The organism is Aeromonas enterica (assembly GCF_054052465.1).
In genome coordinates, this window is the sequence record NZ_JBSTYL010000011.1 from 105,035 (window position 1) to 131,904 (window position 26,870).

At 60.2% G+C, this 26,870-nt stretch carries 24 protein-coding genes and 1 pseudogene; 13 read left to right on the forward strand and 12 right to left on the reverse strand.

Annotation, left to right across the window (positions count from 1 at the left end):
* Positions 1-6 precede the first annotated feature (6 nt).
* Together ACW5XD_RS13370 and ACW5XD_RS13375 are read right to left on the reverse strand one after the other, a co-directional pair.
* Positions 7-1,314 (reverse strand): 2-hydroxycarboxylate transporter family protein, encoded by a 1,308-nt coding sequence (locus ACW5XD_RS13370; RefSeq protein ID WP_456495308.1) that lies wholly within the window; start codon positions 1,312-1,314, stop codon positions 7-9.
* Positions 1,315-1,878: 564 nt separating this feature from the next.
* Positions 1,879-2,070, reverse strand: coding sequence for a hypothetical protein (locus tag ACW5XD_RS13375; protein WP_456495309.1), 192 nt, complete (start codon positions 2,068-2,070; stop codon positions 1,879-1,881).
* Between the two features lie 320 nt (positions 2,071-2,390).
* On the opposite strand from ACW5XD_RS13375, the gene slyA reads away from it, so the two are divergent.
* The 6 genes and pseudogenes from slyA (at position 2,391) to ACW5XD_RS13405 (ending at position 6,901) form a co-directional block, all read left to right on the forward strand.
* Entirely contained in the window at positions 2,391-2,864 is a 474-nt protein-coding gene (gene slyA, locus ACW5XD_RS13380; RefSeq protein ID WP_456495310.1) for a transcriptional regulator SlyA, read from the forward strand.
* A 1-nt stretch (position 2,865) separates the two neighbouring features.
* Positions 2,866-3,921: an HlyD family secretion protein gene (locus ACW5XD_RS13385; RefSeq protein WP_456495311.1), complete on the forward strand. Its 1,056-nt coding sequence runs from the start codon at positions 2,866-2,868 to the stop codon at positions 3,919-3,921.
* A 10-nt stretch (positions 3,922-3,931) separates the two neighbouring features.
* The gene (locus ACW5XD_RS13390) at positions 3,932-4,960 is read left to right on the forward strand and encodes a DUF2955 domain-containing protein (protein ID WP_456495312.1); all 1,029 of its coding nucleotides are present in this window, start codon (positions 3,932-3,934) and stop codon (positions 4,958-4,960) included.
* Positions 4,961-5,112: 152 nt separating this feature from the next.
* Positions 5,113-5,199, forward strand: a pseudogene (locus tag ACW5XD_RS13395) (substrate-binding periplasmic protein); the annotation flags it as partial.
* A 363-nt stretch (positions 5,200-5,562) separates the two neighbouring features.
* Positions 5,563-6,435 carry a beta-1,6-N-acetylglucosaminyltransferase gene (locus tag ACW5XD_RS13400; protein ID WP_456495313.1) on the forward strand — a complete coding sequence of 291 codons (873 nt, stop codon included), beginning with the start codon at positions 5,563-5,565 and terminating at the stop codon, positions 6,433-6,435.
* 109 nt (positions 6,436-6,544) lie between these two features.
* Entirely contained in the window at positions 6,545-6,901 is a 357-nt protein-coding gene (locus tag ACW5XD_RS13405) for an MliC family protein (RefSeq protein ID WP_456495314.1), read from the forward strand.
* Between the two features lie 105 nt (positions 6,902-7,006).
* On the opposite strand, the gene ACW5XD_RS13410 is transcribed toward ACW5XD_RS13405, so the two are convergent.
* The 3 genes from ACW5XD_RS13410 to nrdD form a co-directional block, all read right to left on the reverse strand.
* Positions 7,007-7,177 (reverse strand): YqaE/Pmp3 family membrane protein, encoded by a 171-nt coding sequence (locus ACW5XD_RS13410; RefSeq protein WP_042867241.1) that lies wholly within the window; start codon positions 7,175-7,177, stop codon positions 7,007-7,009.
* Positions 7,178-7,268: 91 nt separating this feature from the next.
* Positions 7,269-7,781: an anaerobic ribonucleoside-triphosphate reductase-activating protein gene (gene nrdG / locus ACW5XD_RS13415; protein WP_456495315.1), complete on the reverse strand. Its 513-nt coding sequence runs from the start codon at positions 7,779-7,781 to the stop codon at positions 7,269-7,271.
* A 101-nt stretch (positions 7,782-7,882) separates the two neighbouring features.
* Positions 7,883-10,000 carry an anaerobic ribonucleoside-triphosphate reductase gene (gene nrdD, locus ACW5XD_RS13420; protein WP_456495316.1) on the reverse strand — a complete coding sequence of 706 codons (2,118 nt, stop codon included), beginning with the start codon at positions 9,998-10,000 and terminating at the stop codon, positions 7,883-7,885.
* Between the two features lie 442 nt (positions 10,001-10,442).
* On the opposite strand from nrdD, the gene ACW5XD_RS13425 reads away from it, so the two are divergent.
* On the forward strand, positions 10,443-11,414 hold the full coding sequence (locus tag ACW5XD_RS13425) for an ABC transporter substrate-binding protein (RefSeq protein ID WP_456495317.1): 972 nt from the start codon (positions 10,443-10,445) through the stop codon (positions 11,412-11,414).
* A gap of 65 nt (positions 11,415-11,479) precedes the next feature.
* On the opposite strand, the gene ligA is transcribed toward ACW5XD_RS13425, so the two are convergent.
* The 3 genes from ligA to ACW5XD_RS13440 form a co-directional block, all read right to left on the reverse strand.
* A complete protein-coding gene (gene ligA / locus ACW5XD_RS13430) occupies positions 11,480-13,486 on the reverse strand; it encodes an NAD-dependent DNA ligase LigA (RefSeq protein WP_456495318.1) in 2,007 nt (668 codons plus the stop codon).
* 101 nt (positions 13,487-13,587) lie between these two features.
* Positions 13,588-14,709, reverse strand: a complete 1,122-nt coding sequence (zipA, locus tag ACW5XD_RS13435) for a cell division protein ZipA (RefSeq protein WP_456495319.1) — start codon at positions 14,707-14,709, stop codon at positions 13,588-13,590.
* A gap of 15 nt (positions 14,710-14,724) precedes the next feature.
* On the reverse strand, positions 14,725-18,099 hold the full coding sequence (locus tag ACW5XD_RS13440) for an AAA family ATPase (protein ID WP_456495320.1): 3,375 nt from the start codon (positions 18,097-18,099) through the stop codon (positions 14,725-14,727).
* Between the two features lie 109 nt (positions 18,100-18,208).
* Here ACW5XD_RS13440 and cysZ point away from each other — a divergent pair, with 109 nt between their 5' ends.
* Together cysZ and ACW5XD_RS13450 are read left to right on the forward strand one after the other, a co-directional pair.
* Positions 18,209-18,973: a sulfate transporter CysZ gene (gene cysZ, locus ACW5XD_RS13445; protein WP_043134533.1), complete on the forward strand. Its 765-nt coding sequence runs from the start codon at positions 18,209-18,211 to the stop codon at positions 18,971-18,973.
* 143 nt (positions 18,974-19,116) lie between these two features.
* Positions 19,117-19,731: a trimeric intracellular cation channel family protein gene (locus ACW5XD_RS13450; protein ID WP_042038201.1), complete on the forward strand. Its 615-nt coding sequence runs from the start codon at positions 19,117-19,119 to the stop codon at positions 19,729-19,731.
* Between the two features lie 92 nt (positions 19,732-19,823).
* On the opposite strand, the gene ACW5XD_RS13455 is transcribed toward ACW5XD_RS13450, so the two are convergent.
* The 4 genes from ACW5XD_RS13455 to ACW5XD_RS13470 form a co-directional block, all read right to left on the reverse strand.
* Complete coding sequence (locus ACW5XD_RS13455; RefSeq protein WP_454469213.1) at positions 19,824-20,075, reverse strand: DUF3862 domain-containing protein; 252 nt, start codon at positions 20,073-20,075, stop codon at positions 19,824-19,826.
* A gap of 95 nt (positions 20,076-20,170) precedes the next feature.
* Complete coding sequence (locus ACW5XD_RS13460; RefSeq protein ID WP_456495321.1) at positions 20,171-20,716, reverse strand: DUF882 domain-containing protein; 546 nt, start codon at positions 20,714-20,716, stop codon at positions 20,171-20,173.
* A 150-nt stretch (positions 20,717-20,866) separates the two neighbouring features.
* The gene (locus tag ACW5XD_RS13465; protein WP_456495322.1) at positions 20,867-22,351 is read right to left on the reverse strand and encodes a L,D-transpeptidase family protein; all 1,485 of its coding nucleotides are present in this window, start codon (positions 22,349-22,351) and stop codon (positions 20,867-20,869) included.
* Between the two features lie 81 nt (positions 22,352-22,432).
* Positions 22,433-23,206 (reverse strand): substrate-binding periplasmic protein, encoded by a 774-nt coding sequence (locus tag ACW5XD_RS13470; protein WP_456495323.1) that lies wholly within the window; start codon positions 23,204-23,206, stop codon positions 22,433-22,435.
* 329 nt (positions 23,207-23,535) lie between these two features.
* On the opposite strand from ACW5XD_RS13470, the gene ACW5XD_RS13475 reads away from it, so the two are divergent.
* Genes ACW5XD_RS13475 through ACW5XD_RS13490 form a run of 4 tightly spaced genes read left to right on the forward strand, consistent with a single transcriptional unit; the run spans position 23,536 to position 26,733 of the window.
* Positions 23,536-24,081 carry a hypothetical protein gene (locus ACW5XD_RS13475; RefSeq protein ID WP_456495324.1) on the forward strand — a complete coding sequence of 182 codons (546 nt, stop codon included), beginning with the start codon at positions 23,536-23,538 and terminating at the stop codon, positions 24,079-24,081.
* A gap of 56 nt (positions 24,082-24,137) precedes the next feature.
* Complete coding sequence (locus tag ACW5XD_RS13480) at positions 24,138-25,205, forward strand: glycosyltransferase family 2 protein (protein ID WP_456495325.1); 1,068 nt, start codon at positions 24,138-24,140, stop codon at positions 25,203-25,205.
* A complete protein-coding gene (locus ACW5XD_RS13485) occupies positions 25,202-25,573 on the forward strand; it encodes a GtrA family protein (protein WP_456495326.1) in 372 nt (123 codons plus the stop codon). The genes ACW5XD_RS13480 and ACW5XD_RS13485 overlap by 4 nt, the downstream gene beginning before the upstream one ends.
* Entirely contained in the window at positions 25,573-26,733 is a 1,161-nt protein-coding gene (locus ACW5XD_RS13490; protein WP_456495327.1) for a hypothetical protein, read from the forward strand. Before ACW5XD_RS13485 ends, ACW5XD_RS13490 begins: the two co-directional genes overlap by 1 nt.
* The last annotated feature ends 137 nt before the right edge of the window (positions 26,734-26,870 follow it).

The following is a 26,870-nucleotide window of genomic DNA, read 5'->3' on the forward strand; positions in this document are numbered from 1 at the left end:
GATTCCTTATGCCAGCAGCGAGATGAGCAGGGTGGCCAGGATCAACATGACGGCGCCCCCGAGACGGGAAGAGATCTGGGCAAACGGCATCAGCTTCATGCGCTGGGCCGCCGACAGTACCGCCACATCGCCCGTGCCGCCCATATTGGCCATGCACAGACCGCCGGTGATGGCCGCCTCGATGGGATAGAAACCTATCATGCGTCCCACCAGGGCCGCCCCTAGGGCACCGCCAACCACGGTCACCAGCACCAGCACGAAGTAGCTGATGGAGAAGGCGCTGATGAGCTCGGGGATGCTGGTGTAGGCAACCCCTATCCCCACCAGCAGGGAGGGTGTCAGATTGCCGACCACGAACTGGTACCAGTCGGCGGCCGCCTGCTCGTAACGGCGCGGCAGCACGCCGCTCACCTTGATGATGGCCACCGCCAGTATCATGAGCGCGAAGGGGTGCATGGGAATGAAGTTGCCGAGCAGTGAGCCCAGCACGAACATGCTGGAGCTGATGAAGAGCCCCATGCCGAGACTCTCCAGGGTCGGTGCCTGAACCTGCTCTTCGGCCACGCTCTGGCTGCTCTCCTTGATCATCAGCCGGCCGTTGCCGGTCAGGGAGGGGTAACGACGGCCGAGACGGGCCAGCATGGTGCCCACCAAGATGGCCAGGGTGTTGGCGATCACCACGGCGGGCACCATGCGTGACAGCAGATCGGCGCTGGACATCTGCATCGGGCCCGAGAGGATCTCCACCAGCGGCACGGCGCCGGCACCCATGCCACCGCCCATGATGGGCAGGCCGATGAGCAGCACCGCATTCTTGAAGCCATAGCCCATCAGGGAGCCGACCAGGCCGACGCTGAGCAGCGCCAGGGTCACGCCCCCCAGGATCACCGGCAGGTAGCGCATGGCGGCATTTTTCAGCAGGGCACTGCTCATGCCGAAGACGGAACCAGTCACCAGGCTGGCGATGAAGAAGTTGAGAAAGCCCCCCTCCTTCATGAAGCCGATGATCACCTGACCCGCCTCGATTGGCAGGATCCGATATTCAAACAGGGCGGCGCCGCCGAAAATGGCGAGTATGGTGCCGCCCCCCAGGTATTCACGTATGGGGGTGATGCGCTCGCCCAGCTCGGTCAGCAGGGTACCGAGCACGAACATCAGCGCCAGCGCGCCAACCATGCCGAGCGGCAAGGATCCATTCCAGCCCGAAAAGAGTACGCAGGTGGCAAGCCCGAGGAAGATCATCATGGGCATGCCGGCAATCTGTCGGTCGCCAAACAGCGCGACTCTGGTTTGTGGGGTAGAGAGGTTTTTCATTGTTATGCTCCAGCGTGTGGTGTGGCGCTACTCTAATGATCCTCCCCTTCCCTGTCGGTTAGCCCGATTGCAAAGGCATATAAAAACATTAAAACCTTAAACGCTATGGCCCCAAAACGGCCATAAAGTACCCTTGCCAGCATTATTCACAAACATTGAACGGCGCTGGCCAGACGCAGAAATAAAGAGTGATGTCGGCATGACACCACGAACTGACGGGACGAACATTAAACGACGATTAAATTTAAACCACCAACAGGCAAGAAATAATTGGATGGCGGCTGGATGATGGCGGCCCCATATATAGGCAGTGCCTTCATATCAGAACGGCGACAACGCGGGTATGGCGCCAACGCTCTCCCATGAGCTGAGACTGGCGGATCACCAAGTCCCGGGCGCCACTGGCAAAAGGGTGTTCCAGGACAGGGCCATATAGGTTTCACCCGTGTGCGACGCGACAGCCGTGCCTTCCAGGGCGATAAATGAGGCAGACGGGACAGTGCATGCCCCCAGTATCAGGCACACCTGAATGGCCAGTGCCTCATTTCAACCTGCTTTTTTTCGCTATTCGGCTAATAACAATGGAATATTGTCGGGGTCAAATTCATGACAGATATCACTCGCTTCCAAGCTGAGCCCATAATGCCCATCGGCAACATATTCCACATCCACCAGCAGACTCTCGATGGAGAAATGGGGGTCACCCGATTCATATCGTTCCACAGCTATCGTCTCCCTGTTTAGCTGACCCATCAATATTAGTGGATAAAAAACAGGCTGCCGAATTTATATGACATCCTGTTGACCAAAAATAATAGCAGGCGCGACTCTTTCCTTATTTTCATTCCACCAGCCAGCCCACGTTTATTTATCCCGTCAGGGTATGCCATGGGATTTCACGCGCCTTTCGCTCATTCCAAGCCAGAAAAGCCTCTTGTGAGGCTTCTTCATTCATCAAAAAAAGTGCCATAAGAAACCTGTTTTCATTTTTTCTAAACAAGATCCCGATCACACTATTTACTTAGCCTGCTAAATAACTACAATGCTTAGCAGGCTAAGTAAATGGAGACCACCACATGATGAAGGATCTGGAAATGTTGCGCGAGTTGTCCCTCGCCGAACGAGTCGGACGGCTGCATCGACTGTGGCGTACCGTGGCCGATCTCGAGCTGGCACCCTTGGGTCTGACCCATCCGCGCTGGACTGCACTGTGGAAACTCAGTCGTCTCGGTGGTCACCTCAGCCAGAAGACGCTCGCCGAGGCGCTGGAGATAGAGCTGCCCTCCCTGATGCGCACCCTGGGTCTGCTGGAAGAGCAGGGACTGGTGGAACGCCACAGCTGCAGCCAGGACAAACGGGCCCGCATCGTCACCCTGACGCCAGCGGGCAAGGCGCTGCTCGACCAGATCGAGGATCGCATCATGGACATTCGCCGGGACCTGCTCACCGGCATCAGCCAGCGAGAGCTGGAACAATTTGAAGACATAGTGCACCGGATCTCCGCCAACGCCCTCGGCAAGATAGGTTCACAGAGTGAAGAGAGAGAATAAGATGACCCCGGATCAACAATTCAAACGCTGGATAAAATGGGCCATGGGGTCCTTCATACTGGTATTTGGCTACTTCCTGCTGGCCGACCTCAAGATGCCGCTCACCCCGCAAGCCATGGCCACCCGCGTCGTGACCAAGATGGCCCCCCAGGTCAGTGGCAAGGTGGCACAGGTCGCCGTCGGCAACAACCAGCATGTCAAACAGGGGGATCTGCTGTTCACGCTCGATCCCGCGCCCTTTGAACTGGCCGTCGAACAGGCTCGGCTCGCGCTGGATCAGGCCGAGCAGCAAAACCGTCAGCTCGACGCCACCCTGAACGCCGCAGCCGCCGACTTCAACTCGCTGCAGAGCCAGGCCTCCCAGAAGCTGCGGGAAGCCGAACGCATTGACGCCCTCTATCGCCGTCACATGGTGTCGGAGCAGCAAAAAGATACCGCCGACAGCGCATTTCGCACCGCCCAGGCCAACCTGATGGCCAGCAAGGCCCGCATGACCCAGGCCAGGGTGAACCGTGGCCTGCCCGGCGATGACAACCTGTTGCTGCGTCAGGCGCGCAACCACCTCGCCCAGGCCGAGCTCAACCTCGCCTACAGCAAGGTGCACGCCAGCCAGGATGGCATCATCACCAACCTGCAACTCAAGCCGGGCAGCTTCGCTGCGGCGGGGGCCCCGCTGCTGGCGCTGGTCTCCGAGCAGGTGGACGTGATCGCCGATTTTCGTGAGAAGAGCCTGCGTCACGTGGCTCAGGACAGCCAGGCGCTGGTTGCCTTCGATGGCGAGCCGGGCAAGCTCTATCCGGCCCGGGTCACCAGTCTGGATGCCGGAGTCAGCGCCGGCCAGTTCGATGCCAACGGTCTGCTGGCCAGCCCCACCGAATCGGATCGCTGGGTGCGCGATGCCCAGCGGCTGCGGTTGCACCTGACACTGGATCAGTTGCCAAGCCACCTGCCAGCCGGTGCCCGCGCCACAGTACAGCTGCTGCCGGACAACGCGCTAAGCGCTCTGTTTGCCCGTGGCCAGATCCGCCTGCTCAGCCTGCTGCACTACATCTACTAAGGTGGCGGCGATGAATTTGTGGCACAGACCCCTCACCGCCAACGAGCTGCGCCAATGTCTGCGCATCGCCTTTGGCTGCACCCTTGGCTTCCTGCTCTGCAAGCTGTTTGGCTGGAACTATGGCGTCTTCTATACCGTGACCCCGGTATTGCTGCTGGGCATGGTGCCGGTGATGAACGGCCATGCCGCCCGTCAGCTGATCGCGGCCGCTGTCATCTGCGGGGTGGAAGTGGGTCTGCTGGGAGGGCTGTTTGGCGGCCATCCCGGCCTGATGGTCCCCATCGCCTTCCTGCTGTTTCTCTATCGCTTCGCCGCCATGTCACGGGGCAGTCTGTTTCTGTTCGGTGCCAATGGCGTGCTGAGCCTCAGTATCATGCTGCACTTTGCCAGCTACCCGCAGACCGATCTCAACGACCTCATCTTCAACAATCTGTGGTCCAGCGTGCTGTCGGTGCTCATCGCCTACCTGATGACCGCGCTGATCCCGGATGTGGAAGATCGGCCAAAACCGGCCGCGGCCCCCAAGGCGCCACACAGGATGCGACACGAGGCCCTGCTCGGCGCCAGCATAGCCACCCTCTCCTTCATGGTGTTCCAGATCCTGGACTTGCGGGACTCCATGTCCGCCCAGGCCACTACCTTGCTGCTGCTGTTTCCCATGCACTGGAACGGCGCGCTGAGCTACGCCCGCAAGCGGGCCATGGGCACCCTGCTCGGCGTGACCTTCGGCCTGACCAGCCAGATGGTGCTCTACGACTGGTCCGGCTTGCTCCTGCTGGTCGCCCCCATGCTCTGGCTCGGTGCCATGCTGTTTAGCTATGCCCATGTGAAGGAGGCGAATGGTTCAGGGGTCGGCTTCGGCGCCCTCAGTACCCTCGGCATCCTGTTTGGCCAGTACCTGACACCCGGCAACGATCTGGTATTCAGCGCCCTCTATCGAGTGAGCAGCATACTGTTTGCCATCGTCGCCACCCTGCTGGCCTGTTATCTCATCCACCGATTGCTTAACCGCTTCGAGGCGACTCGGTTCGGTTATTGACCCCCTGTTGTTAGCTCAAGGATGTGCTGTTTTTCGCCCCGCTATGCCTACCGGGGCGTTTTTTGCCTCGCGTTGGTCGGCGCCGTCGGCCAGCCCCAGCAACTATGCTTGCTAGGGCAGTCGGCACAGGGAAAGAGGCCATGGACAGGTACTTCAAGGAGGGACTGCAGAAGATCAAAAACAATGGTACCTACGAGGCGCTGGTACGGAACTTCGAAGCCAAGCTTGGACTCCATTGAATAATTTTTCAGCGGCACCGGCGATATATGACGAACCTGACCCGAACCGTGCTACTGTGACCCCTCACTTACCGGCCGATTGCACTCTGCACCTGATGACAGGCTTGTCATGCAAAAGAGTCGCCAGCTAGGGCAGCCCTTGCCCACCTCTCACCATCAACCTGACGTCGCCAGACCAGCTGTATTGACCCGATGCCATAAGGCGCATCCCTCACCGTCGCAGCCTGTTCTCACTGTTGTTATCTACTATCCACTCTTTTTTACTACGACAGCGGCCATCCCGACGAGAACAAGCTTCAAGCCAGTGGCCTGAGGCGATTTTCTGTTTGGCGCGGCCCTGCCGCCCACACAGGACACATTGACATGATTGCCTACCTCATTCTGGTTCATCGCTATCCCGATCAGTTCAAGCGCCTGTTCAAAGCGATTTACCACGACAGCAACCACTACCTGATCCACGTGGACAAGAGCTCGGGCCCAGAACTGCAGCAGGAGATTGCTCGTTTTCTGGGCAATTACCCCAACGCCGCCATGCTCCCCAGCAAGAATGCGCTCTGGGGCGGTTACAGCCTGGTGGATGCGGAGCTGCGCGGCATAGAGGCGCTGCTGGAGCAAAACAAGGAGTGGGAATTCTTCATCAATCTGAGCGCTCAAGACTTCCCGCTGCGATCCCAGAGCGACATTCACGACTTCCTGCGCGAGCACAAGGGCAAGGATTTCCTCAAAGTTGCGGATCAGCGCCAGTACAGACCCGACACCCTGCACCGCATCGATCACTATGTGACCGAAACTGCTCAGGAACTGGTGTGTGAGCCGGTGAAGACCCGCCCCTATCTGGAAGGTGTGACCCCCTACATTGGCAATCAGTGGATGATCCTGAGCCGGGCCTTCTGCGAATTCGTCAGCCGCAGCCCGGAGGTCGATCGTTTCAAGGATTTCTACCGCCACACCCTGATCGCCGACGAAGGCTTCTTCCAGACGGTGATAATGAACACCAGCTATCAGGGCCAGATAGTCAACGATGACAAGCGAGCCATCGACTGGATCCCTATGGGTGACATCAAGCTGCGCCCGCGTGACTACACGGTGCACGACGCCGAGGCCCTGCAACAAAGCGAGCACCTGTTCGCCCGCAAGTTTGATGAGAACATAGACAGCGACATCCTGGATATCTTGGAGCGCGCCATGAGATGCCCCCTCGACACACCCGTAATCCGGCAGGCTGCATTGGTATGACCATGCGATTAATCCGGACACTTACCGACGCAATCCGCCTTCGGGAAGATTGCGACTTGGACACAAGTTGTTAGGATCACGCCCGGATGACACTGATGGAGATCTCAAGATGAAACACGCCAATATTCTGTTGCTGGGCATCACGGCCCTGACCCTGCTGAGCGGTTGCGAAGGGGCCTCCACATTGAGCGTGACCGGCGGCGATCCCGTCACCTATCAGTGTGAGCAGGGCAAGAAGGTGCAGGTGAGCTACTTCGCCCTCTCCGACCAGAGCCTGAATTTCGTCAAGCTGGCGCTGCCAGATGGCAAGGATTACACCCTGCCGCAGACCGTTTCCGCCTCCGGCGCCCGCTACACCGACGATCACGAGGCCGTCTGGTGGAACAAGGGGGATAAGGGCTTTGTCGAGATGCGCGACAAGGATGGCGAGTGGCAGAGCGTCTACAACGACTGCAAACAGCAATAACGAGAAACCCCGGCCAAGCCGGGGTTTCTCGTTATTGCATGTCGATCTCGTAGCGTTCCACCACCCGCACCAGGATGGCATCCGGGTTCTGCCCGGCGGCCTGATTCAACCGCGCTTGTCGCTCACCACCAGCCAGAGCGCATGCACCATGCCGGGCAGGCCACCGAGCAGGGTCAGCACTATGTTGATGAAAAAGTGCAGACTGAAGCCTACCTGGATAAAGGCGCACACGGGGGGCAGAAAAATGGCCAGCAAGATCTTGAGCAGATTGTTCATCTCGCACTTCCTCGTCAAAGATGTTTCACGGTTCGGGATGGGCTCACCATAAACAGCCTTGGCCTCAACTGCAAACGAAACCAAGGGCGGCTCACAGCGGAGTGAAACAGGGGATCCGCTCCCCCGGTTGCTCGCGCCAGGCCTTGAGGTCATGGATCTGCTGATTGCTGCTGCCACGCCAGAGCAGACCGGGATCTGCCAGCCCCTTTTCGAACTTGCCATCCACCAGCACATCCAGCAAGGCGACCAGCTCGCACTGGGCCGGCGAGAGCTCGCCAAGCAGATAACCGGTCCAGCACCAGATGTCCTTGCCGGGGCACTCGGCCCGCACCCGTTTCACCAGCGCCAGCACCTGGGGCACGTTGGCCGGGTGGAGCGGATCACCGCCGGAGAGCGACAGCCCCCGCCGTTTGATGCGCGAATCGTTGAGATCCGTAATGATGCGATCGCTCATCGCCTCATCGAACGGCTGGCCGCCGTCGAGCCGCCAGGTGCTCTGGTTGTAGCAACCCGGGCACTGGTGCTCGCAGCCCGAAACGAACAGGGTGGCACGGGTGCCGGGACCGTTGATCACATCGACCGGATAGTATTGGTGGTAGTGCATCGCTTGTTTCCTGCCTCGTTCATGGGAAAACGGCAGCGGCCTGCCCCCTCCAATGAAAATGGCCCCTTGGGTCAGGGGCCAGCTCTTCATTACCTTTGCGCTCACATGTGTTTGACCCGGCGCTTCACCTCTTCCTGCTTGCCCGCGTTGAAGGGGCGCGCATCCGGGCTGCCGAGGTAGCCGCAGACACGGCGGGTCACCGACACCTTGGCGGGATCGTGATTGCCGCAGCGGGGGCAGGTAAAGCCCTTGGAGGTACACTCGAACTCGCCGGTGAAGCCGCAGTCGTAGCACTCGTCGATGGGGGTGTTGGTGCCGTAGTAGGGCACCTTGTCATAGCTGTAGTCCCAGACGTTTTCGAGCGCTTCCAGGTTGTGCTGGATATTGGGGTACTCGCCGTAGCAGATGAAGCCGCCGCTGGCGATGGGCGGATAGGGCGCCTCGAAGTCCAGCTTGTCGTACGGGTTCACCTGCTTCTCCACGTCGAGGTGGAAGCTGTTGGTGTAGTAACCCTTGTCGGTCACCCCGGCCACCACGCCAAACTCCTTGGCATCAATGCGGCAGAAACGGGTGCAGAGGTTCTCGCTCGGGGTGGAGTAGAGGCTGAAGCCGTAGCCGGTCTCCTCCTTCCATTCGTCGGTCGCCGCCTTGAGACGTTCGATAATGGCGATCGCCTTCTGGCGCAGGGTATCGCTGTCAAACAGATGGACTTCGGTGCCAAACAGGGCGTTGATGGTCTCGTGCACCCCTATGTAGCCGAGCGAAATGGAGGCGCGACCGTGCTTGAAGATCTCGCTGACGTTGTCGTCCGCCTTGAGCCGCACCCCGCAGGCCCCTTCCATATAGAGGATCGGGGCGACCCGCGCCTTGACGCCGTCGAGGCGCTCGATGCGATACATGAGTGCCGTCTTGGCCACGCGCAGGGCGGCATCCAGCTTGTCCCAGAAATCCGCCTCGTCACGAGACTTGAGGGCGATGCGCGGCAGGTTGAGGCTCACCACCCCTATGTTGTTGCGCCCCTCGTGGACCAGCTCGCCGTTCTCCTCATAAGCACCGAGGAAGGAGCGACAGCCCATGGGGGTCTTGAAGGAGCCGGTCACCTTGACCACCTGGTCGTAGTTGAGGATGTCCGGATACATGCGCTTGGAAGCACACTCCAGCGCCAGCTGCTTGATGTCGTAGTTGGGATCGCCCTGCTTGTGGTTGAGGCCATCCTTGATGGCGAACACCAGTTTCGGGAACACGGCGGTCTTCCTGTTCTTGCCAAGGCCGGCGATGCGGTTGCTGAGGATGGCCCCCTGGATCATGCGGGACTCCCAGCTGTCACCAAGGCCGAAGCCGAAGGTGACGAAGGGGGTCTGGCCGTTGGCGGTGTGCAGGGTATTGACCTCGTACTCAAGCGACTGGAAGGCGTCGTAACACTCCTTCTCGGTACGGGCCATGGCGTAGGCGTCCACATCGCTGATGCCCCACTCCTCGGCCACTTCCCGGTGTTTCTGCCAACTGATGGTCACATAGGGGGCCAACACCTCGTCGATGCGGTTGATGGTGGTGCCGCCATAGATGTGACTCGCCACCTGGGCGATGATCTGGGCGGTCACGGCGGTGGCCGTGCTGATGGATTTGGGGGTGTCTATCTCCGCATTGCCCATCTTGAAGCCGTGGGTCAGCATCCCCTTCAGGTCGATCAGCATGCAGTTGAACATGGGGAAGAAGGGAGAGTAGTCGAGATCGTGGAAGTGCAGATCGCCGCTCTCGTGGGCCTGCACCACGTCGCGGGGCAGCATGTGGCTGGTGGCGTAGTGCTTGGCGACGATACCGGCCAGCAGGTCGCGCTGGGTCGGGATCACCTTGGAATCCTTGTTGGCGTTCTCGTTGAGCAGGGCTGCGTTGGTCTGCTCCACCAGGCCACGGATCTCCTGGGCCAACCGGCCGCGGGCCTCGCGAGCCTGATCCCGGTCGTGACGGTACTCGATGTAGGCACGGGCGATGGCCTTGTCGTCGGACGCCATCAGGTGGTTCTCGACCCGGTTCTGGATCTCGTGGATATCCACCTCGCCACGTCCTTCCAGCTCCTGAGTGACGGCGGCAGCAACGCGCTCACCCAGGGTTGGATTGGCCTGACTGACCGCCTCTGCCGCTCGGCCCACTGCCTCGGCAATCAGCTGGGCATTGAATGGTGCGCGACATCCATCACGTTTGATCACAACCGGTTTCATGCGTTTTCCCCGTTTAAAAGGCCAGGCTATCGCCCTCGGCTTACCCTTGTTTGGTGCCCTTCTACACGCCTCGTCCTGGGCGCAAATAAATTCAGCCGAGACTTGACAAGCCAGGGCTGACGATGAGAAGAGAACAGCTTGTACACAGCTTAACAACACAACATATAGGTGTTTTATATGAATGCATCCCTATATGTGGTGTCTATTAGGCACCAAAGCGCGGCCTCATTTCTTGATCCAGAACAGGTTTTGAGGCGAGTGGCGCAGTTCCCGACCAGTGAAAAACAGCCCCATACAAGGCCATTCTCAAGCCTGGTGCGGGCTGGCGTTCGACGGGGCCATGACAGAAAAAATCCCCTCCTGCGACAGTGGCTGACGAGGGCACGTCTGGCACAAAACAGGCATAATGAGTGGAATATCATTGCTATAGACGGGACCCGACATGGCCAAGACCCTGCTACTGCTGCTGTGCCTCCTCCCCTGCCGGTTGTGGGCGGCCGAGATCCTGGTGATCAGCAGCTACCACCCAGAATATCTGTGGGATCAGAGTTATAATGCCGGCCTGCAAGCCAATTTGCATGGGCAACACCACATCAGCCACTTCTACATGGATACCAAGCGCCACCCCGACGACAACTTTGACAAAATTGCCGAACAGGCGCTGGCTTTTTATAAGAAAATCAAACCCGATCTGGTGGTACTCGGCGACGACAACGCCATCAACTACCTGGCCAACGAGATAGCCTCACAAGGGACTCCGGTGGTCTTTCTCGGTATGAACGAAAACCCGCGCCACAAGGGGCTGGTCGGCCACCCCAAAATCACCGGCGTGCTGGAGCGCCCCCTGCTCAAACGCAACATCAGCGAAATGAGCCAGCTGATGGGCGGTATCAAGAAGGCGCTGGTGCTGTTTGATTCCAGCAACGTGGCGCTCACCGCCATCGAAGACGAGTTCAAGACCCAGACCGATCTGCGCGTCGGGCAGACCCGGGTCAACAGCCAGCTAATAGGTGACTACAGCCTCTGGCAGGAGGCGGTGCTCAACGCCAGAAAAAATGGCTATGAAGCCATCTTCATCGGCCTCTACCACACCCTGGTGGACGCTGATGGCAAGCACGTGAGCGAACAGACTGTGCTGGAGTGGACCAGTGCCCACAGCCCTGTGCCCCTGTTCTGCTTCTGGGAGTTCGCCGTGGGCAAGGGCAGAGCCATTGGCGGCCTGGTGCTGGATGGTCACGATCAGGGAACCAAGGCCGCGGAACTCGTCAATGCCATCCTGGCGGGCGCCCAGCCCAAAACGCTGGCACCGCGTGCCGCCCTGCGTGGCGAGTACGTGTTCAGCAAGCACGAGCTGGCCCGCTGGCAACTCACCCTGCCCGACAAGTGGCGCTACAAAATTCTCTGGCGTGACTAGTGCCCAGCAACAGCAAACCCGGCTGATGGCCGGGTTTGCTGTTTTCAACGCCTGTCACCACGAATTCAGGGCTGGATCGCCGCCTGCAACTGCTCCTCGCTCCAGATGGTGATGCCCAGCTCCTGTGCCTTGACCAGCTTGGAGCCAGCAGCCTCCCCCGCCACCAGCACATCCGTTTTGGCCGACACAGAACCTGCCACCTTGGCCCCCAGTGCCTGCAACGCTGCCTTGGCATCGTTGCGCGACAAAGTGGTAAGGGTACCGGTCAACACAAAGGTCTTGCCGGCAAATGGCTGATCGCTTGCCTCCTTCTTCTCGATGGCAGGCCAGTGAATACCGGCAGCCAGCAAGGCCTCCAGCACCTCGATGTTGTGGGGCTGACGCAAGAAGTAGTAGACGTGCTTGGCCACTATGTCCCCCACATCGGCCACCTCAAGCAGCTGCTCCACCGAGGCGGCGCGCAGCGCATCCAGGGTGAGGAAGTGGTTGGCCAAATTGAGCGCTGTCGCCTCTCCCACCTCGCGAATGCCCAGCGCGAACAGGAAGCGCGGCAGGGTAGTGCTGCGGGCTGCATCGATGGCTGCCACCAGATTAAGCGCTGATTTTGGTCCCATTCTCTCGAGACCGGCCAGTTGGATGGCGGTCAGGCTGAACAGGTCGGCCGGGGTCTTCACCAGCCCCTTGTCCACCAGTTGTTCGACTATCTTGTCGCCGAGGCCATCCACGTCCATGGCGCGACGGGCAGCGAAGTGCTTGATCGCCTCCTTGCGCTGCGCCTCGCAGAACAGGCCGCCGGAGCAACGGGCCACGGCCTCTCCCTCCAGCCGCTCCACCGCAGAACCACAGACAGGACACAGGGTCGGGAAGAGGATTTCGCGGACATCGCTTGGACGCTGCGCCTCCACCACGGCCACTATCTGCGGGATCACGTCCCCCGCCCGACGCACGATCACGGTATCGCCGATCATCACGCCAAGGCGCGCTATCTCGTCGGCATTGTGCAGGGTGGCATTGGAGACGGTAACGCCGCCGACGAACACCGGCTTGAGCTTGGCCACCGGCGTCACGGCGCCGGTCCGGCCGACCTGAAACTCGACGTTCTCAAGCTCCGTCATCTCCTCCTGGGCCGGGAACTTGTGGGCCGTGGCCCAGCGCGGGGCCCGCGCTACAAAGCCCAACTCCTCCTGCAGAGGGATGGCATCGACCTTGTAAACCACGCCGTCGATCTCGTAAGGGAGATCGCCACGGCGGGCCAGAATGTCGTCATGGAAGGCCTGACAACCAGCCACCCCCTCCTTGAGTTTCACCTCTGGGCTCATGGGCAGCCCCCACCCCTTGAGCTGGCACAGGCGGCCGAAGTGGGAAGCCCCCAGCTGATCGCCGCCCACCCCCACGCCATAGGCGTAGAAGTTCAACGGACGGCTGGCGGTGATGCGCGAGTCGAGCTGGCGCAGGCTGCCGGCGGCGGCATTGCGCGGGTTGACGAATACCTTCTCGCCCGCGGCCAGCGCCTTGGCGTTCATCGCCTCGAAACCCGCCCTGGGCATGAACACCTCCCCCCTCACCTCTAAACGAGCGGGCCAGTCACTGCCTCGCAGGACGAGCGGGATTGCCTTGATGGTACGCACGTTCTCGGTGATCTCCTCACCCGTGGTGCCATCACCCCGGGTGGCGGCCTGCACCAGCTGGCCATCCACATAGAGCAGGCTCACCGCCAGACCATCCAGCTTGGGCTCGCAGCAGAAGGTAAAGCTCACCTCGCGCTTGAGGCGATCCCTCATGCGCTGCTCGAACGCCTGCAGCTCCTCGCTGCTGAACACGTTGTCCAGGCTCAGCATGGGGATCTCGTGACGCACCTGTTTGAAGGCGGTCAGCGGCTGGCCGCCAACCCGTACGCTCGGCGAGGCCGGGGTCTTCAGCTCGGGATGATCGGCTTCCAGCGCGATGAGCTCGCGCATCAGGCGATCGTATTCGGCATCCGGCACTGTGGGGTTGTCCAGCACATAGTACTGATGACCATATTCGGTAAGCAGCTCACACAGTTGACGGTGGCGGGAGAGGATGTCGCTCATGAAAAAGTCTCGAAGTGTGATGAAAAATCCAGCCTGGGTAGAAACAAAAATGCGGCACCTGGGTACCGCACTTTTTATTGATGTCCGACCCGCGTGGTGTCTTAGTCGCGACTGGCCTCGTAGGCAGCCAGTTCATGCCGGTAACGGGCGATGGTCTCATCGCTCAGCGGGCTGCGATCCATGTCAGTCAGCATGGCATCCATATCGCTGGCCAGCTGGTCAGCAGCCTGCAGCATGTGCTCGAAGGCAAATGCTGCGTTGCTGCGCAGCGGCAACTGCATGAAGAGCGACACACCCGGAGTGGAAAACTGCTCCATCCGGTACGGATTGAAGGTGCCTGGCTTGACCATGTTGATCATGGAGAAAAGCACCTCGCCCTTGCCGTTGAGATCCTCGTGACGGTGGAAGATGTCCATCTCGCCAAACTTGAAACCCAGCGCAAGCAGGGAGGCCAGCAGCGTCGCCCCTTGCAGATCGTGACCGGGACGCGCCATCAGATTGATGACATAGACATCCTGCCAGATCTTCTCGACCGGCTGGGTGTCGACCGCCTCTTGCATGGGCTCTTCATAGACCGGCTCCTCGTAGGCAGGCTCGGGGACTGCATAACGGGCCTGCTTGTATTCGGGTACCGGCGCCTGAACCGGTTCACGCACACCAAACGTCGGGGCTGTGGCATAAGACGGTTCGACCAGGGATTCATCATCCAGCGGTTGCAACAGCGGCTCGCGCTGGGGACGGGAACGGTGGACCGGGGTACGACGGATCACCTGGGCAGGCTTGCGCACCGGCGCGGCAGGCGCTTCCTCTATCGTATCCGCCAGGGGTTCCTCGAACTCCTCCTCAGCCTCTTCATAGACAGGGGGCGGGGTAACCGGGCGAGCGGCAGGCTTGCGCACCACAGGAGGTGGCAGCTCGGCGTCGTCATCCTCATCATCGAAGGCGGAGACGGGGGCACGACGGCTGACATCCGGCTGGCGAGCCTCATCGCTGTGAAGCTTGGGCTCGGCACGACGGCTGCCACTGACCACACGCACCTGGCCTATGCCATCGCTGTCGAAGGCGTCATTGTCACGAGTCCGTGATTTGGATTCCATCCGGCCCAGAGGTTTCTCTTTGATCGGTGCCTGACGATTCTTTCTGTTGCTCCACAACCCGTGAATGAGCAATGCCGCAATAGCAATACCGCCCAGGGCAACCAAGATGTAACGCAATTCCTGCATTAGCTGCTTCTCTTTCTAGTTTTGCTCAGCCAAAGCGACGGCTTCACCGATATCGACCGACACAATGCGAGAAACCCCGGGCTCTTGCATTGTGACGCCAACCAGCTGCTCAGCCATCTCCATGGAGACCTTATTATGACTGATGTAAACGAACTGTACTGTGCTCGACATCTCTTTGACAAGAGAACAGAAGCGACCGACGTTCACTTCATCGAGCGGTGCATCCACCTCATCCAGCAGACAAAATGGTGCTGGGTTGAGTCTGAAGATGGCAAAAACCAGCGCAAGTGCGGTTAACGCCTTCTCCCCCCCGGAAAGCAGGGCAATGGTAGCATTCTTCTTACCCGGAGGTCTTGCCATGATGCTCACTCCGGCCTCCAAAAGATCATCCGAGGTCAGCTCAAGCCAGGCACTGCCGCCCCCAAACACTTTTGGAAAGAGAGATTTTAAATCTTCGTTGACCTTATCGAAAGTGTCTCGGAAGCGTATTTGTGTTTCTTTATCAATTCTTTTAATGGCTTGGCTCAAGGTCTCCAGCGCTTGCTCGAGATCCTGGCACTGGTTTTCCAGGTAGCTTGAACGGGTTTTCGCCTCTTCATATTCCTCCAGCGCCGCCAGATTGATGGCGCCAAGCGCCTCCACCTGCGACTCCAACGTCTGGATCTCCTGGCGCAATTTGCCACGATCGGCGGCGATCAGCACGGCCTGATCGAGATCTACCAGCCGCACCCCCAACTCTTCGAACTGCTCATGCAGCCCCTGCCGGCGGGTCAGGTTGCGCTCGCGCTCCAATCTGAGCTGGGCCAGCTTCTCCTGCAGAGTCACCAGCTGCTTGTGATCGGCGCTGCGGGCCTGCTCCAGCTCGCTCAGCTGGCGTTCCAATTCTGCCAGCCGTTGATGGCAGGCGAGTTGCAGCGCTTCAAGGTTACGCTGCTCGGCCAGCAGGGGCGACAGATCCTGACCCGGCGTGGCTCCCGGCGCCTTGAGCTCGGCCAATTCCAGTCCAAGTCTGGCCAGCTCCTGCTCACGCACAGCGATGAGTTGGCGCTGATTCTGCAGCTCCAGCTGCAAACGCTGGCAGCTGGCCTGCTGCTGCTCCCGGCGCAGGCGAGCCTCTTCCACCGCTCGCTCGGCACTGGTGACCCGCTCCTGGGCAAGTTGCAGCGCTTGCGCCAGCGGCTCGCCCTGCTCCTGCAGTTCGCCAAGCAGTGCTTCATCAAGCTCGAGCTGCTGCTGGGCTGCGGCCAGTCGCTGCGCCTCCTCGGCCTGCTCCTGGTCCAGACTGATCAGCTCTTCGTCAAGCTGGCCGAGTCGCTGCAACCGCTCCTGGCGCTGGCCCTCTCGCAGGCTCCAGGCTTCACGCAGTTGCTGCCACTGCCGCTCCTGCTCGCGCACTGTGCGCTGGACCAGCTCGAAGGCGCCGTGCAGCTGAGCACGCTCGGCATCGGCCACATCCAGTTGTTCATTCAACCGGCCAAGCGCCTGTCGGCCTGCCGTCAGCTCAGCGTGCAACCGCTCACGCTCCCCGAGCAGTGCCAGGGTGCCGAGCGCCCCACCCTGACCGAGGTCGGCCCAGTTGGAACCAAACCAGTCCCCCGCCGGAGTCAGTACCGACTCACCGGCCAGGAGGCCTGGTTGGCGGGCCAACGCAGCCTCCCGGCTCTCCGCCAGCCAGATGGCGTTGAGAAAGGCGGGGATGTGATCCCCCTCGAGTCGGGCCGCCAGAGTACCGGCAACCGCGGGCAGGGCCGGACCAATCCAGAGCCCGCTCTGCTCAAGGTTGCACTCGTCCCCTGGCTGGGCGGTGAGCCAACGCCCCAACACCTTGTCCAGCGCCTGGGCCCACTCGGGCGCCACCTGCAGCCGATCCGCCAAGGTGGCGCCCACCATCTGCTCCCCCAAAATTTGGTCAAGCGTGGTCAGACGGGCGTCCAGCTCGCGCAGCAGGCCGTTCTGTTGGCCCTGTTCTGACTTGCACTCTTCATGACGGGCCACACTGGCCTGCCACTGTTCATCGAGCTCGGTGAGCCGGGCACGCGAGCCCGCCAGCTCGGCCGTCAGGGCATCGAGCGCGGGTTGCAAGCTCTCCCCTTCCCCACCGAGGGGGCCAGCTTGTTCATCCTCCAGCTTGAGGCGGGCCAGCCGGGTCTTGGCCTGCAGCTCCTGCAGACCGTTCACCTGTGCCCGGGTCTGGTTGAGCCGCCCCTGCAACTGGCCGAGCTGCTGCTGCCACTGCTGCTGTCGCTGGCGGGCCTGCTCCAGCTGCTCGCCGGCAGCCAGGCGCGCGCCCTGCTGGTCGGTGAGCAACTGCTCACACTGTTCGAGGCGCGCCGACTCAACCTCCTCTCTGAGGATGCCGTCGGTCAGCTGCTCCTGCTGGCTGGCCAGCTGGGCCTTGGTCGCCTCGATACGCTCGCCGAGCCCCTGACGCCGGGCCTGCCAGTCGCGGCCAAGCTCGGTCTGGTGCAGTTGCTGTTGTTCGAGGCGGGCGATGGCCTGACCACCGAGAAAAATCTGCTGCTGGCGGCTCGCCTGCTCGGCCTGGGCCTCCTGGCGGGCCACCGACAGGGTGACGTGACGCCCCTCGTCGGCGGTGCGCTTGGCATCCAGTGCCGCCAATGCCTGCTCGGCCTGGGCCAGCTCGGCCTTGGCCTCGCCGAGGCGGGTCTCCAGCGCCCACAGCTCGGAGCCGATGAGCTCAGCCCTGGCGGCGCGACTGCGGCCCTTGAGCTGCTTGTAACGCTCGGCGGTTTCGGCCTGGGCTTTCAAATGCTCGAGGCGCGATCCCAGCTCGCCGCGAATGTCGCCGAGCCGCTCCAGGTTCTCCTGGGTATGGCGGATGCGCTGCTCGGTTTCCCGGCGCCGCTCCTTGTAGCGGGAGACGCCGGCGGCCTCTTCCATGAACAGCTTGAGATCGGCGGGGCGTGACTCCACCAGCCGGCTAACGGTGCCCTGCTCTATGATGGCGTAGCTGCGCGGGCCCAGCCCTGTGCCGAGGAAGAGGTCGGTGACATCCTTGCGGCGGCACTTCTGGCCGTTGATCTGGTAATGGTTGGAGCCGTCGCGCAGCACCTCGCGGCGCACCGAAATTTCGGTAAAGCGGCCAAATTCACCGGGGACCCGGTTGTGGGGGTTGTCGAACACCAGCTCCACCGAGGCGCGGCCGTGGGGGCTGCGGTTGATGGAGCCGTTGAAGATGACGTCCGTCATGTTCTCGCCGCGCAGATGGCGGGCCGAGCTCTCCCCCAGCACCCAGCGCACGGCGTCGATGACGTTGGACTTGCCGCAGCCATTGGGCCCCACCACGGCTGTCATGTCGGCCGAGAACTCGATGCGGGTCGGCTCGACAAACGACTTGAAACCGGCGAGTTTGATCAATTTCAGACGCATGGGGGCCTATGTGGGTAACGAAATAAAGAGGAGGCGGGCAGGCGACTTTACCAAATCCAAACCTTGTTTGTAATATGCTGGCAGTTTCCCATGAACAGATGGAGCTCAGATGAGCCAATCACCCCCAATGGTCAAAGACTCAATCAGCGGTGCGGACTACTTCCTGCGCGGCTTTTCGCTGATCCGCCAGCCCGGCATCCGCACCTTCGTGCTGATCCCCCTGCTGGTCAACTTCGTGCTGTTTGCGGGGGCCTTCTACGCCCTCTTGCTGCAACTGGACGGCCTGTTCGGCTGGCTGCACCAGCAGATCCCCAGCTGGCTCGACTGGCTGGACTACCTGCTCTGGCCCATCGCCCTGGTCACCATACTGGTGGTCTTCTCCTTCCTGTTCAGCTCGGTGGCGAACTGGATAGCGGCCCCCTTCAACGGCCTGCTGGCGGAGAAGGTGGAACAGACCCTCACCGGCGAGGTGGTCAGCGACACCGGCATGCTGGATATCGTCAAGGACGTGCCCCGCACCTTCGGTCGTGAATGGACCAAGTTGAAGTATTACCTGCCCAAGGCCATCGGTTGCCTGATCCTGTTCCTCATCCCCGTGGTCGGGCAGACGCTCGCCCCGGTGCTCTGGTTCCTGTTCAGCGCCTGGATGATGGCAATTCAGTACATCGACTATCCGTTCGACAACCACAAGATCAGCTTCATCACCATGCGCGATGCCCTCAAGCAGCGCCGTGGCAAGTGCCTGAGCTTTGGTGCTCTGGTCACCCTCTTCTCCGCCATCCCGGTGGTGAATCTGTTCGTGATGCCGGTGGCCATCTGCGGCGCCACCGCCATGTGGGTGGATCACTACCGCGCCGAGCAGCTCAAGCGCTGATCCCCTTCCCACGCGGCAAACGGGCACCCTGGCGGTGCCCGTTTTATTTTTGCATTATAAAAAATAATGCATAGCCTTCATTGCTTGTCGCCTATAGCCTGAATTGATAGGATGCGGGCCTTTCTCGCACCCTGGGATATCTCATGTTACATGCACTCTTCTTGTTGGGCCTGGTGGCCGAAGGAATGACTGGCGCGCTGGCAGCGGGTCGGCGACGGATGGATCTGTTTGGCGTGGTGATCATCGCCTCGGCCACGGCCATAGGCGGCGGTACCATACGGGACGTGCTGCTTGGCCACTATCCCCTGCTCTGGATCGAGCATCCGGAATATGTATTGCTGGTGGCCGGCGCGGCCATGGCGGCTGTCATCTCGGCGCCGCTGATGCGCTACCTCGGCAAACTGTTCATGGCGCTCGATGCGCTGGGACTGGTGGTCTTCTCCATCTTCGGGGCGGCCCGTGCGCTGGAGATGGGCCATGGGGCGGGCATCGCCTGCATCATGGCGGTGGTGACGGGTGCCTTTGGTGGCGTGCTGCGGGATCTGCTCTGCCAGCGCATTCCGCTGGTGTTTCGCCGCGAACTCTATGCCGCCATCTCGCTGGTGACGGCAGCCCTCTACTGCCTGGCGCTGGATCAGGGCCTGCCAAACGACTGGGCCGCCTTCGGTGCCATCGGCATCGGATTCGTGTTGCGATTGCTGGCGGTGCGCTTCAAGTGGGGGCTGCCCACCTTCCATTACCAGTACGCGACGCACTGAGCGCGCCAGGTTCTGGCGAGGCGGTACGGATCGCCGACAACAAAAAAGCGCCTGACAGGCGCTTTTTTTGCATCGATAACCGGGCGCTTGCCTTAGTTGATCCCTTCCGAGCTGAAGAAGGTCGCCTTGTCGGCGATGAAACGGATCTTGATATTCTTGCCCTCGTTGCCCCAGATGCAGCTGGTGGTACCCAGCGCATCGTCGCAGCGTTCGGCCTTGCCAAGGATACTGCTCGCTTGCGTGTAGCTGATCCCCATCTGCAACTTGTCATAATTCTCGCGATTGAGCTTGCTGCAACCGGTCAACAACAGGGCGATCAGGCCCCCGAGCAAAATATGTTTCATCTGGTTCTCCTCTGGATGGTGTCCAGAGCCTACCAGTTCGGCCACCCTGTTTGCCAGCCATCATCCGCACGGCACCACTCTGGGTTGATGCACGACTACCAGCTGCGAACAGGCCCGGTATCGAGGTGCACGAAGTTGTCGCTCGGATAGTAGCCGACCCCGCCCACCTTGAGATTGAGCGCCGCCTTGCGCAGGTGCGCCAGCTGCACGCCCGGGAGCCGCACATCCACCGCCTGCCCCAGGGTGTGATAGCTGTGCTTGGCCACCCCTCGGCTCCTGCTGCGCTTCTGGCGGTTGGTCACAGGGGAGCGATAACCGGAGATGAGCTGGATCTCGCCGTGACGACCCAGCTTGTGCTGCAACAGATAAAGCTGATCGAACAGCTTCCGGTCGATGTTGAACACTTCGTTGCGACGGTAGTCGCGAAAAATATGGTTGAACTCGGCCAGCCCGTCTTTCAGGTAACGGCCATCCTCCCAATAGCTGGCGCTCACCCGCTCGCCGGTATTGAGATTGAAGAAACTGAGTTCACGTCCCGCCGTACTGCGACTCGCCATGGCAGGGAATGACAGCATGGCGCCCCCCAGCAGGCAACCGGCCCCCAGCAGCAGGCGACGTCGGCTTATCTCTTGTTCAAGCATCCGTTGTCCGTCCATCGCAGATTGAAGTGAAACAGGTGAATGAATTTGATACAGGGGCTCGAAACTACCTGCCGGGCCCCCTCATGTCAAACCGCAGGGACCCAATAGAAAAGCCCGGCACGGGCCGGGCTTTTCACTCTGTGGAGATGATCACAGCAAGCGACTTTGGAAGCTGACTCGATCAAATCCATAGATGTCGTTGCGCAGTTGCTGGCGACCCTCTTCGTCGATCCAGCTGCTCCAATAGACGGTAAACACCGGGATCGGGGTGGTCAGCGGCAGCCACTTGGTCTGGGTCTCTTTCAATATGCTGGCCACCTTGTCCGGCTGGTAGCGGGAGTCCGCCAGCAGCAGCTCGGCCAAGTCGTCCGCATGCTCCACCCGGATGCAACCCGAGCTGAAAGCACGCGCGCCCTGCTCGAACAGCGCCTTGCGCGGCGTCGAATGCAGGTAGATGGCCTCGTTGTTGGGCAGGTAGAACTTGTAGCGGCCCAGCGCGTTGTGATCCCCCGGTTTCTGCCGCAGGCGATAGGGGAAACCTGTCGCCAGCGCCTGCTGCCAAGCTTCCTCGGTAAACGCCACCGGATTGCCTTCGCCGTCGATCACCTCAAACTGTTCGCGATTGAGATAGGCGGGATCCCGGCTCAGCTTGGGCAGAATGTCCTTGCTCAGGATGGAGCGCGGCACATGCCAGGCCGGGTTGAGCACGATGGAGCGGATCTCGCTGGCGAGGATCGGGGTCGCCCGCTGCTCCTTGCCGACAATCACTCGACTGGTGAACACCTCGTTACCCGATTCCACCACACTCAGTCGATAGTCGGGGATATTGACCAGCACGTAGCGGGCACCGGAAAGCTGATCCACCAGATCGCGACGCCACAGGTTGCGCAGCAAGAGGCTGGCGCGGACTTCTGGCCCGGTATTGAGCCAGCTGCGGGTCTGTCGACCTATGATGCCGTCGGCAGTCAGGCCATGGCGGCGCTGGAACTGCTTGATTGACTGCTGGGTGTCGGTATCGTAGGTGGCGTCGTCATGGCGGGGAGCTGCATCGCCCAGCTCGTTGAGGATGGAGCGGATCTGCCCCAGTTCGGCAGAGGTGTCACCTGCCCGCAGGGTCGGTATGGTCAGGGTCGGCCACTTGTTGGCCATAGGCAGCGACAGCAGTTTGCGCACTTCCTCACGCACCCCTTCGTACTCGGCGACCTGGGGCCTGAGCTGCCTGACCTGTTCCAGCAGGTTGTCGCCGGCAGGATCGTGGGCCAGCGGCTTGTTCAGATTGAGCTTGAGGGTCTGCATCTGCTCGCGGGAGACCAGATCCATGGCACGCCAGGCTTGCTGGAAACGGGCCAACTTGCCAAACGCCTCGTCATAAATGGCGCCGCGCTGATCGGCGGGTTTGGCCTGCAGCTTCTTCCAGATAGCAAAAAAATCTGGGTGCAGCTGAGCGAGTACCGCTTCCTGCAACTGCTGCTCCAGCTCGTGGCGAGCCTGCTCCGCCGTCCGGTTCTGATACCAGTCGTGCTGCACAGTGGCGTTGGTCACCACCACTTGACCCTCGCTGGCCTGCGCCATGGCGGCAGGCGAGCAGCCCAGCCAGATCAGGTTTGCCAATGCCAGCCAATACTTCTTCCCCATGCTTACCTCAAGATCGGTTCACTTCAGCCTGCCAGACCCGGCGGTCAAGGCGCTCATGATGCGTGAATGCCAGCGACTTTACTAGCTGGCGGGCGCATAGCGCCGCCAGATAATGTCATACTCATCCGTTGCTTTAAATTCAGCCAACTCCCGATTGAATGCCTGGACAAACTCGGGCGACAGCCGCTTCTTGCTGAACATGAAGAAGGTCGGTGCCTCATATACGGGCATGGAATGAGGCACGATCAGATCAGCCAACCCCTCCTCCTTCAATCCCCAAGGTGTGGCCAGTATATCGCCGAGGAAACCATCAATGCGCCCCAGCACTAGCTTGCCATAATTTTGCCGGTCGTTGACCACGCTGACCTGGGCGGCATAACGGCGTACCAGTGCGGCAGTTTCGGCACCATAGTAGTAATCCTTGGTGACACCCAAGGTGTGGCCACTGGCCAGCCAAGTCGCCAGGTCAGAATCGGAATAAGAGGAAGACTTGCGGATCCAGAGCACACTGCGCCCAGGGTTGTAAGCATCGGAGAACCAGGCATAGCGGCCACGCTCGTCATTGAAATAGGCCTCCATGGCAATATCGATCCCCCCCTGCTCCAGGCCATGCAACACCCGCTTCCAAGGCAGTTCGACATAGGTGGCCTGACAGTCCAGCCGCTTGAGCATGGCATTGAGCGCCTCGACAGCAAAGCCGTGCAATACCTTCTGCCCGGCCGCCGTCGTACCCGCATAATAGTGATAGGGTGGCCAGTTATCGTAACCGACCCGCAATGGGGAGGGACACAAGCTGTTTGCCGACACCAGCGGGGCCAGCAACCAGAGCGCCCAGCAGAAGAGTCTCAGCTTCATGGGTCATCCTTGACTACGCGATACGCCATCATAAATCGGCCTTGCCAAAATGGCGACAGATCCTGCCACAGCGATCCTGCTTGCCAGCACAGTGTCGGCTCGAACTGGGGATGACAGCAGGGACTCACCCCTGAAACCAGCCTAGCCCCCGCGCGGAATCAGGATTGGATCTCGCCCTTAAAAAGGATCAATCAGTAACATTTGGAACACAGGCTTGAAAGGGGTTAATATGTGACCAAATATATTTTTGTGATCCACTATGCTTTTTTTGCAATTGGATTAGCATATGCGCGAAATCAGCCTACCAATCGTGAGGCGTAGAGAGTGATATGACGTACAAAAAGTTTGGTTTTCTGACGGCCATCATGGCCCTGAGTGGTTTCTACCTTTACACCCTCTATCTGGCTGCTCACCCCAACGTGAGCCTGGCCTACAAACTCTATTACCTGGAAGGCAAGACCCGCTTCTGGGAGCACAACTCCAGCATGACCTACCAGCCAGGCAACGAGCTCAATCTGACCAAGCCGAGCCGCTTCCTCTCCAGCGAAGGCTGGGCCAAAAAGCCGAGCGCGGACGGCACCGAACTCAGTGGACAAGGTGGCCTCTACTTCGTGCTGCCCAAGCAACAGACACAGCCCGAACAGCTGACCATCCAGGCCCGGGTCAACAGCCCGCAAGCTGGCGCGCTGCTCAAGGTCGCGCTGGGTCATGACTTCACCACCACCATCAAGCTGGCCAAGGCCGGTATCAACGAGATCCGGCTCAATCTGCCGGGCGAGTCGCTGACATCGGATCCCAAGCGTCCCAACTTTCTGGCCCTGTCCGCACCGACACCTCTCAATGTCCAGTCGGTACGTCTGACAGTCGCGCAGTAAGGCGTATTATCCAATACGTTGTTTTATAAAATAATTTTCCAAATAAGGAAGTTTTCATGTCGCATGCCGATTTTCGACTCTCTCTGATCGTTCCCGTATATAACGAGGAAGAGAGCATAGATGCCTTCATCAACGCGATAGATAACGAACTGGCTCCCCTCAAGGATCGGCTGGAGATAGTATTCGTCAACGACGGCAGCCGTGACCGCACTCGTGAGGTGATCGAACAGGCCATTACCCGCGATCCCCGGGTGACTCTGGTCAACCTGGCGCGCAACTTCGGCAAGGAAGCGGCCATGACCGCCGGCCTGCATCATGCCAAGGGCGATGCCATAGTGCCGATGGATGTAGATCTGCAGGATCCCCCGGCCCTCATCCTCGAATTCGTCAAGCTGTGGCAGACTGGTGACTATGACACCGTCTACGGCATCCGGGTGGATCGCAGTGCCGATACCCCGATGAAGCGCCTCACCGCTGGTGGCTTTTACCGTTTCTTCAACGCCCTCTCCACCAGCACCAAGCTGCCGGAGAACGCCGGTGACTTCCGCCTGATCGATCGCCGCGTGGTTGAAGCGATCAAGCAACTGCCAGAGCGCAACCGCTTCATGAAGGGACTGTTTGCCTGGGCCGGTTTCCGTGCCGTCGGCGTGCCTTACGAGCGCCCTGCCCGTCACGCCGGTGAAACCAAGTTCAACTACTGGAAACTGTGGAACTTCGCCCTTGATGGCCTGATGAGCTTCTCCAGCTGGCCGCTGCGGGTGTGGAGCTATGTCGGGGTCGGCGTCTCCTTCGTCGCCTTCCTTTACATCCTCAAGATAGTGACCCAGGTGGTCTTCTTCGGCATAGACGTGCCGGGTTACGCCTCCCTGATGTCGGTGGTGCTGTTCCTCGGGGGCATCCAGCTGCTGTCGCTCGGCATCATAGGTGAGTACATAGGTCGCATGTTTGTGGAAGTGAAGCAGCGCCCCGTCTACCTCATCGAAGGCGTGTACGGCCAGTATGCCAAGCAGGATGAAGCACAACCGCAGGACGGCACGGCCACCGGCAGCAAGAAGAGCGCAGGCAAGAAAGCAGCCACAGCGAAACCCGCTGACGACCAGCTTCAGGAGCAAGCGCCGCAATGATCTCCCGCGAGGAATTCTGGCGGCTGGTACGTTTCGGTTTTGTCGGCGGGGGGGCTACCCTCGTCGATCTCGGCACCTCCATCGCCTTGTTTCACACCTGGCCCACTATTTCGGAGCACCTGGTGACGACGCTGGCCTTTGCCATCGCCTTCTGGTTCTCCTTCTTCGGTCACCGTTATATCACCTTCCAGAAACAGGGTGCCGTCAGCAAATTCTTGCTGGTCGCACTCTTCTCGCTGGCGGTGCGTAACCTGATATTGAGCGGTCTGCTGTTTGCGGGTCTTTCCGGTCTGCTGCCGGTGGTGATCGCCACCCTGACAGTTACCGTGCTCACCTACCTCCTCTCCAGGATCTGGGTATTTGCCTGATGAATGACATGACAACTTTGACCCCTGACAACGTGGGCCCCTACCGCCCGTCCTTGCGGATCAGCAGCCGTGACTGGCTGATGATCATTGCCGCCTTCGTACTGAGCCGAGTTGCACTGTATGGCATGGGCTATTTTGGCGTTCAGCTTTATGGCGCCACCGACATAGGTCCGCTGCAGGCTTACTGCCAGTTTGACTGCGTCTGGTTCCAGCGCATCATAGAGAACGGCTACGATCTCTACCCGCGCTGGCTGAGCAAGGGCAACGCGGCCAACTGGGCCTTCATGCCACTCTATCCGATCCTGTCGGGTACGCTGTCGAACCTGCTCAACGTCGAGAGTCTGATCGGCCTGATGCTGGTGGCCAACATAGCCTTCTTCGCCAGCCTGCCGCTGATGTTGCTGGTGCTGCGCCAGCTCAAGCTCGGTGACGAGACAGCCCGCTTCGGCGTCTGGCTGCTCGCCTTCTCCCCCTTCTCCGCCTATTTCGTCTCCGGTTATACCGAGTCGATGTTCATGGCGCTGATGCTGGGAATGTTCCTGTTCGCCTATAGGGAACAGTGGCTGATGGTGGCCCTGCTCGGCGTCTTCATCTCGGGCACTCGCAACCTGGGGGTGATGATGGTGTTCCCCGTGCTGATCCTGGCCCTGCAGGCCTACGGCTGGCGCGAGTTCTTCCGCTTTACCGAGCGGGCCTTCAAGGTGGTATTCACCCTCTGGATGATCCCGCTCGGCCTGTTTACCTACATGGTCTACCTCTATCACCTCACCGGCGATGCACTGGCCTTCAAGCATATCCAGGTGGCCTGGGGCCGTTACATGGACAGCCCGCTGGACTGGTGGCTGAGCGGCTTCGAGCTGGGGGGTCGCAAGTCCTACCTCTCCATCATGGTGATGTTCGGCTGGGCATTGAACCTCTATCTGTTCAGCCAGAAGCGCTGGGCCGAGGCGACCCTGATGTTCATCTGCTGCACCATACCGCTGATGACAGGCCTCAATGCCATGCCGCGCTATATGTTCGGCCTCTATCCGACCATGCTGGCCATTGTCCTGCTGACCCATCGCTGGCCTGCCATTCGCCCGGCCGTACTGTGCGTCAGCGGCATGGTGGCCTCTTTCATCGCAGTGGCCTTTGTCAACTTCAAGTTTTTCACCGTTTGAGATGACAACTTGTCCCAGAAAGCCGGTCGACTGACCGGCTTTTTTTAGGCTATGTCCCAATTACGTGTTGCATGGGGTGCCCCAGCGCCTCATGCAAACACGCTTTGATATTTACTCCCCTTCCGTAACGCTCCAGC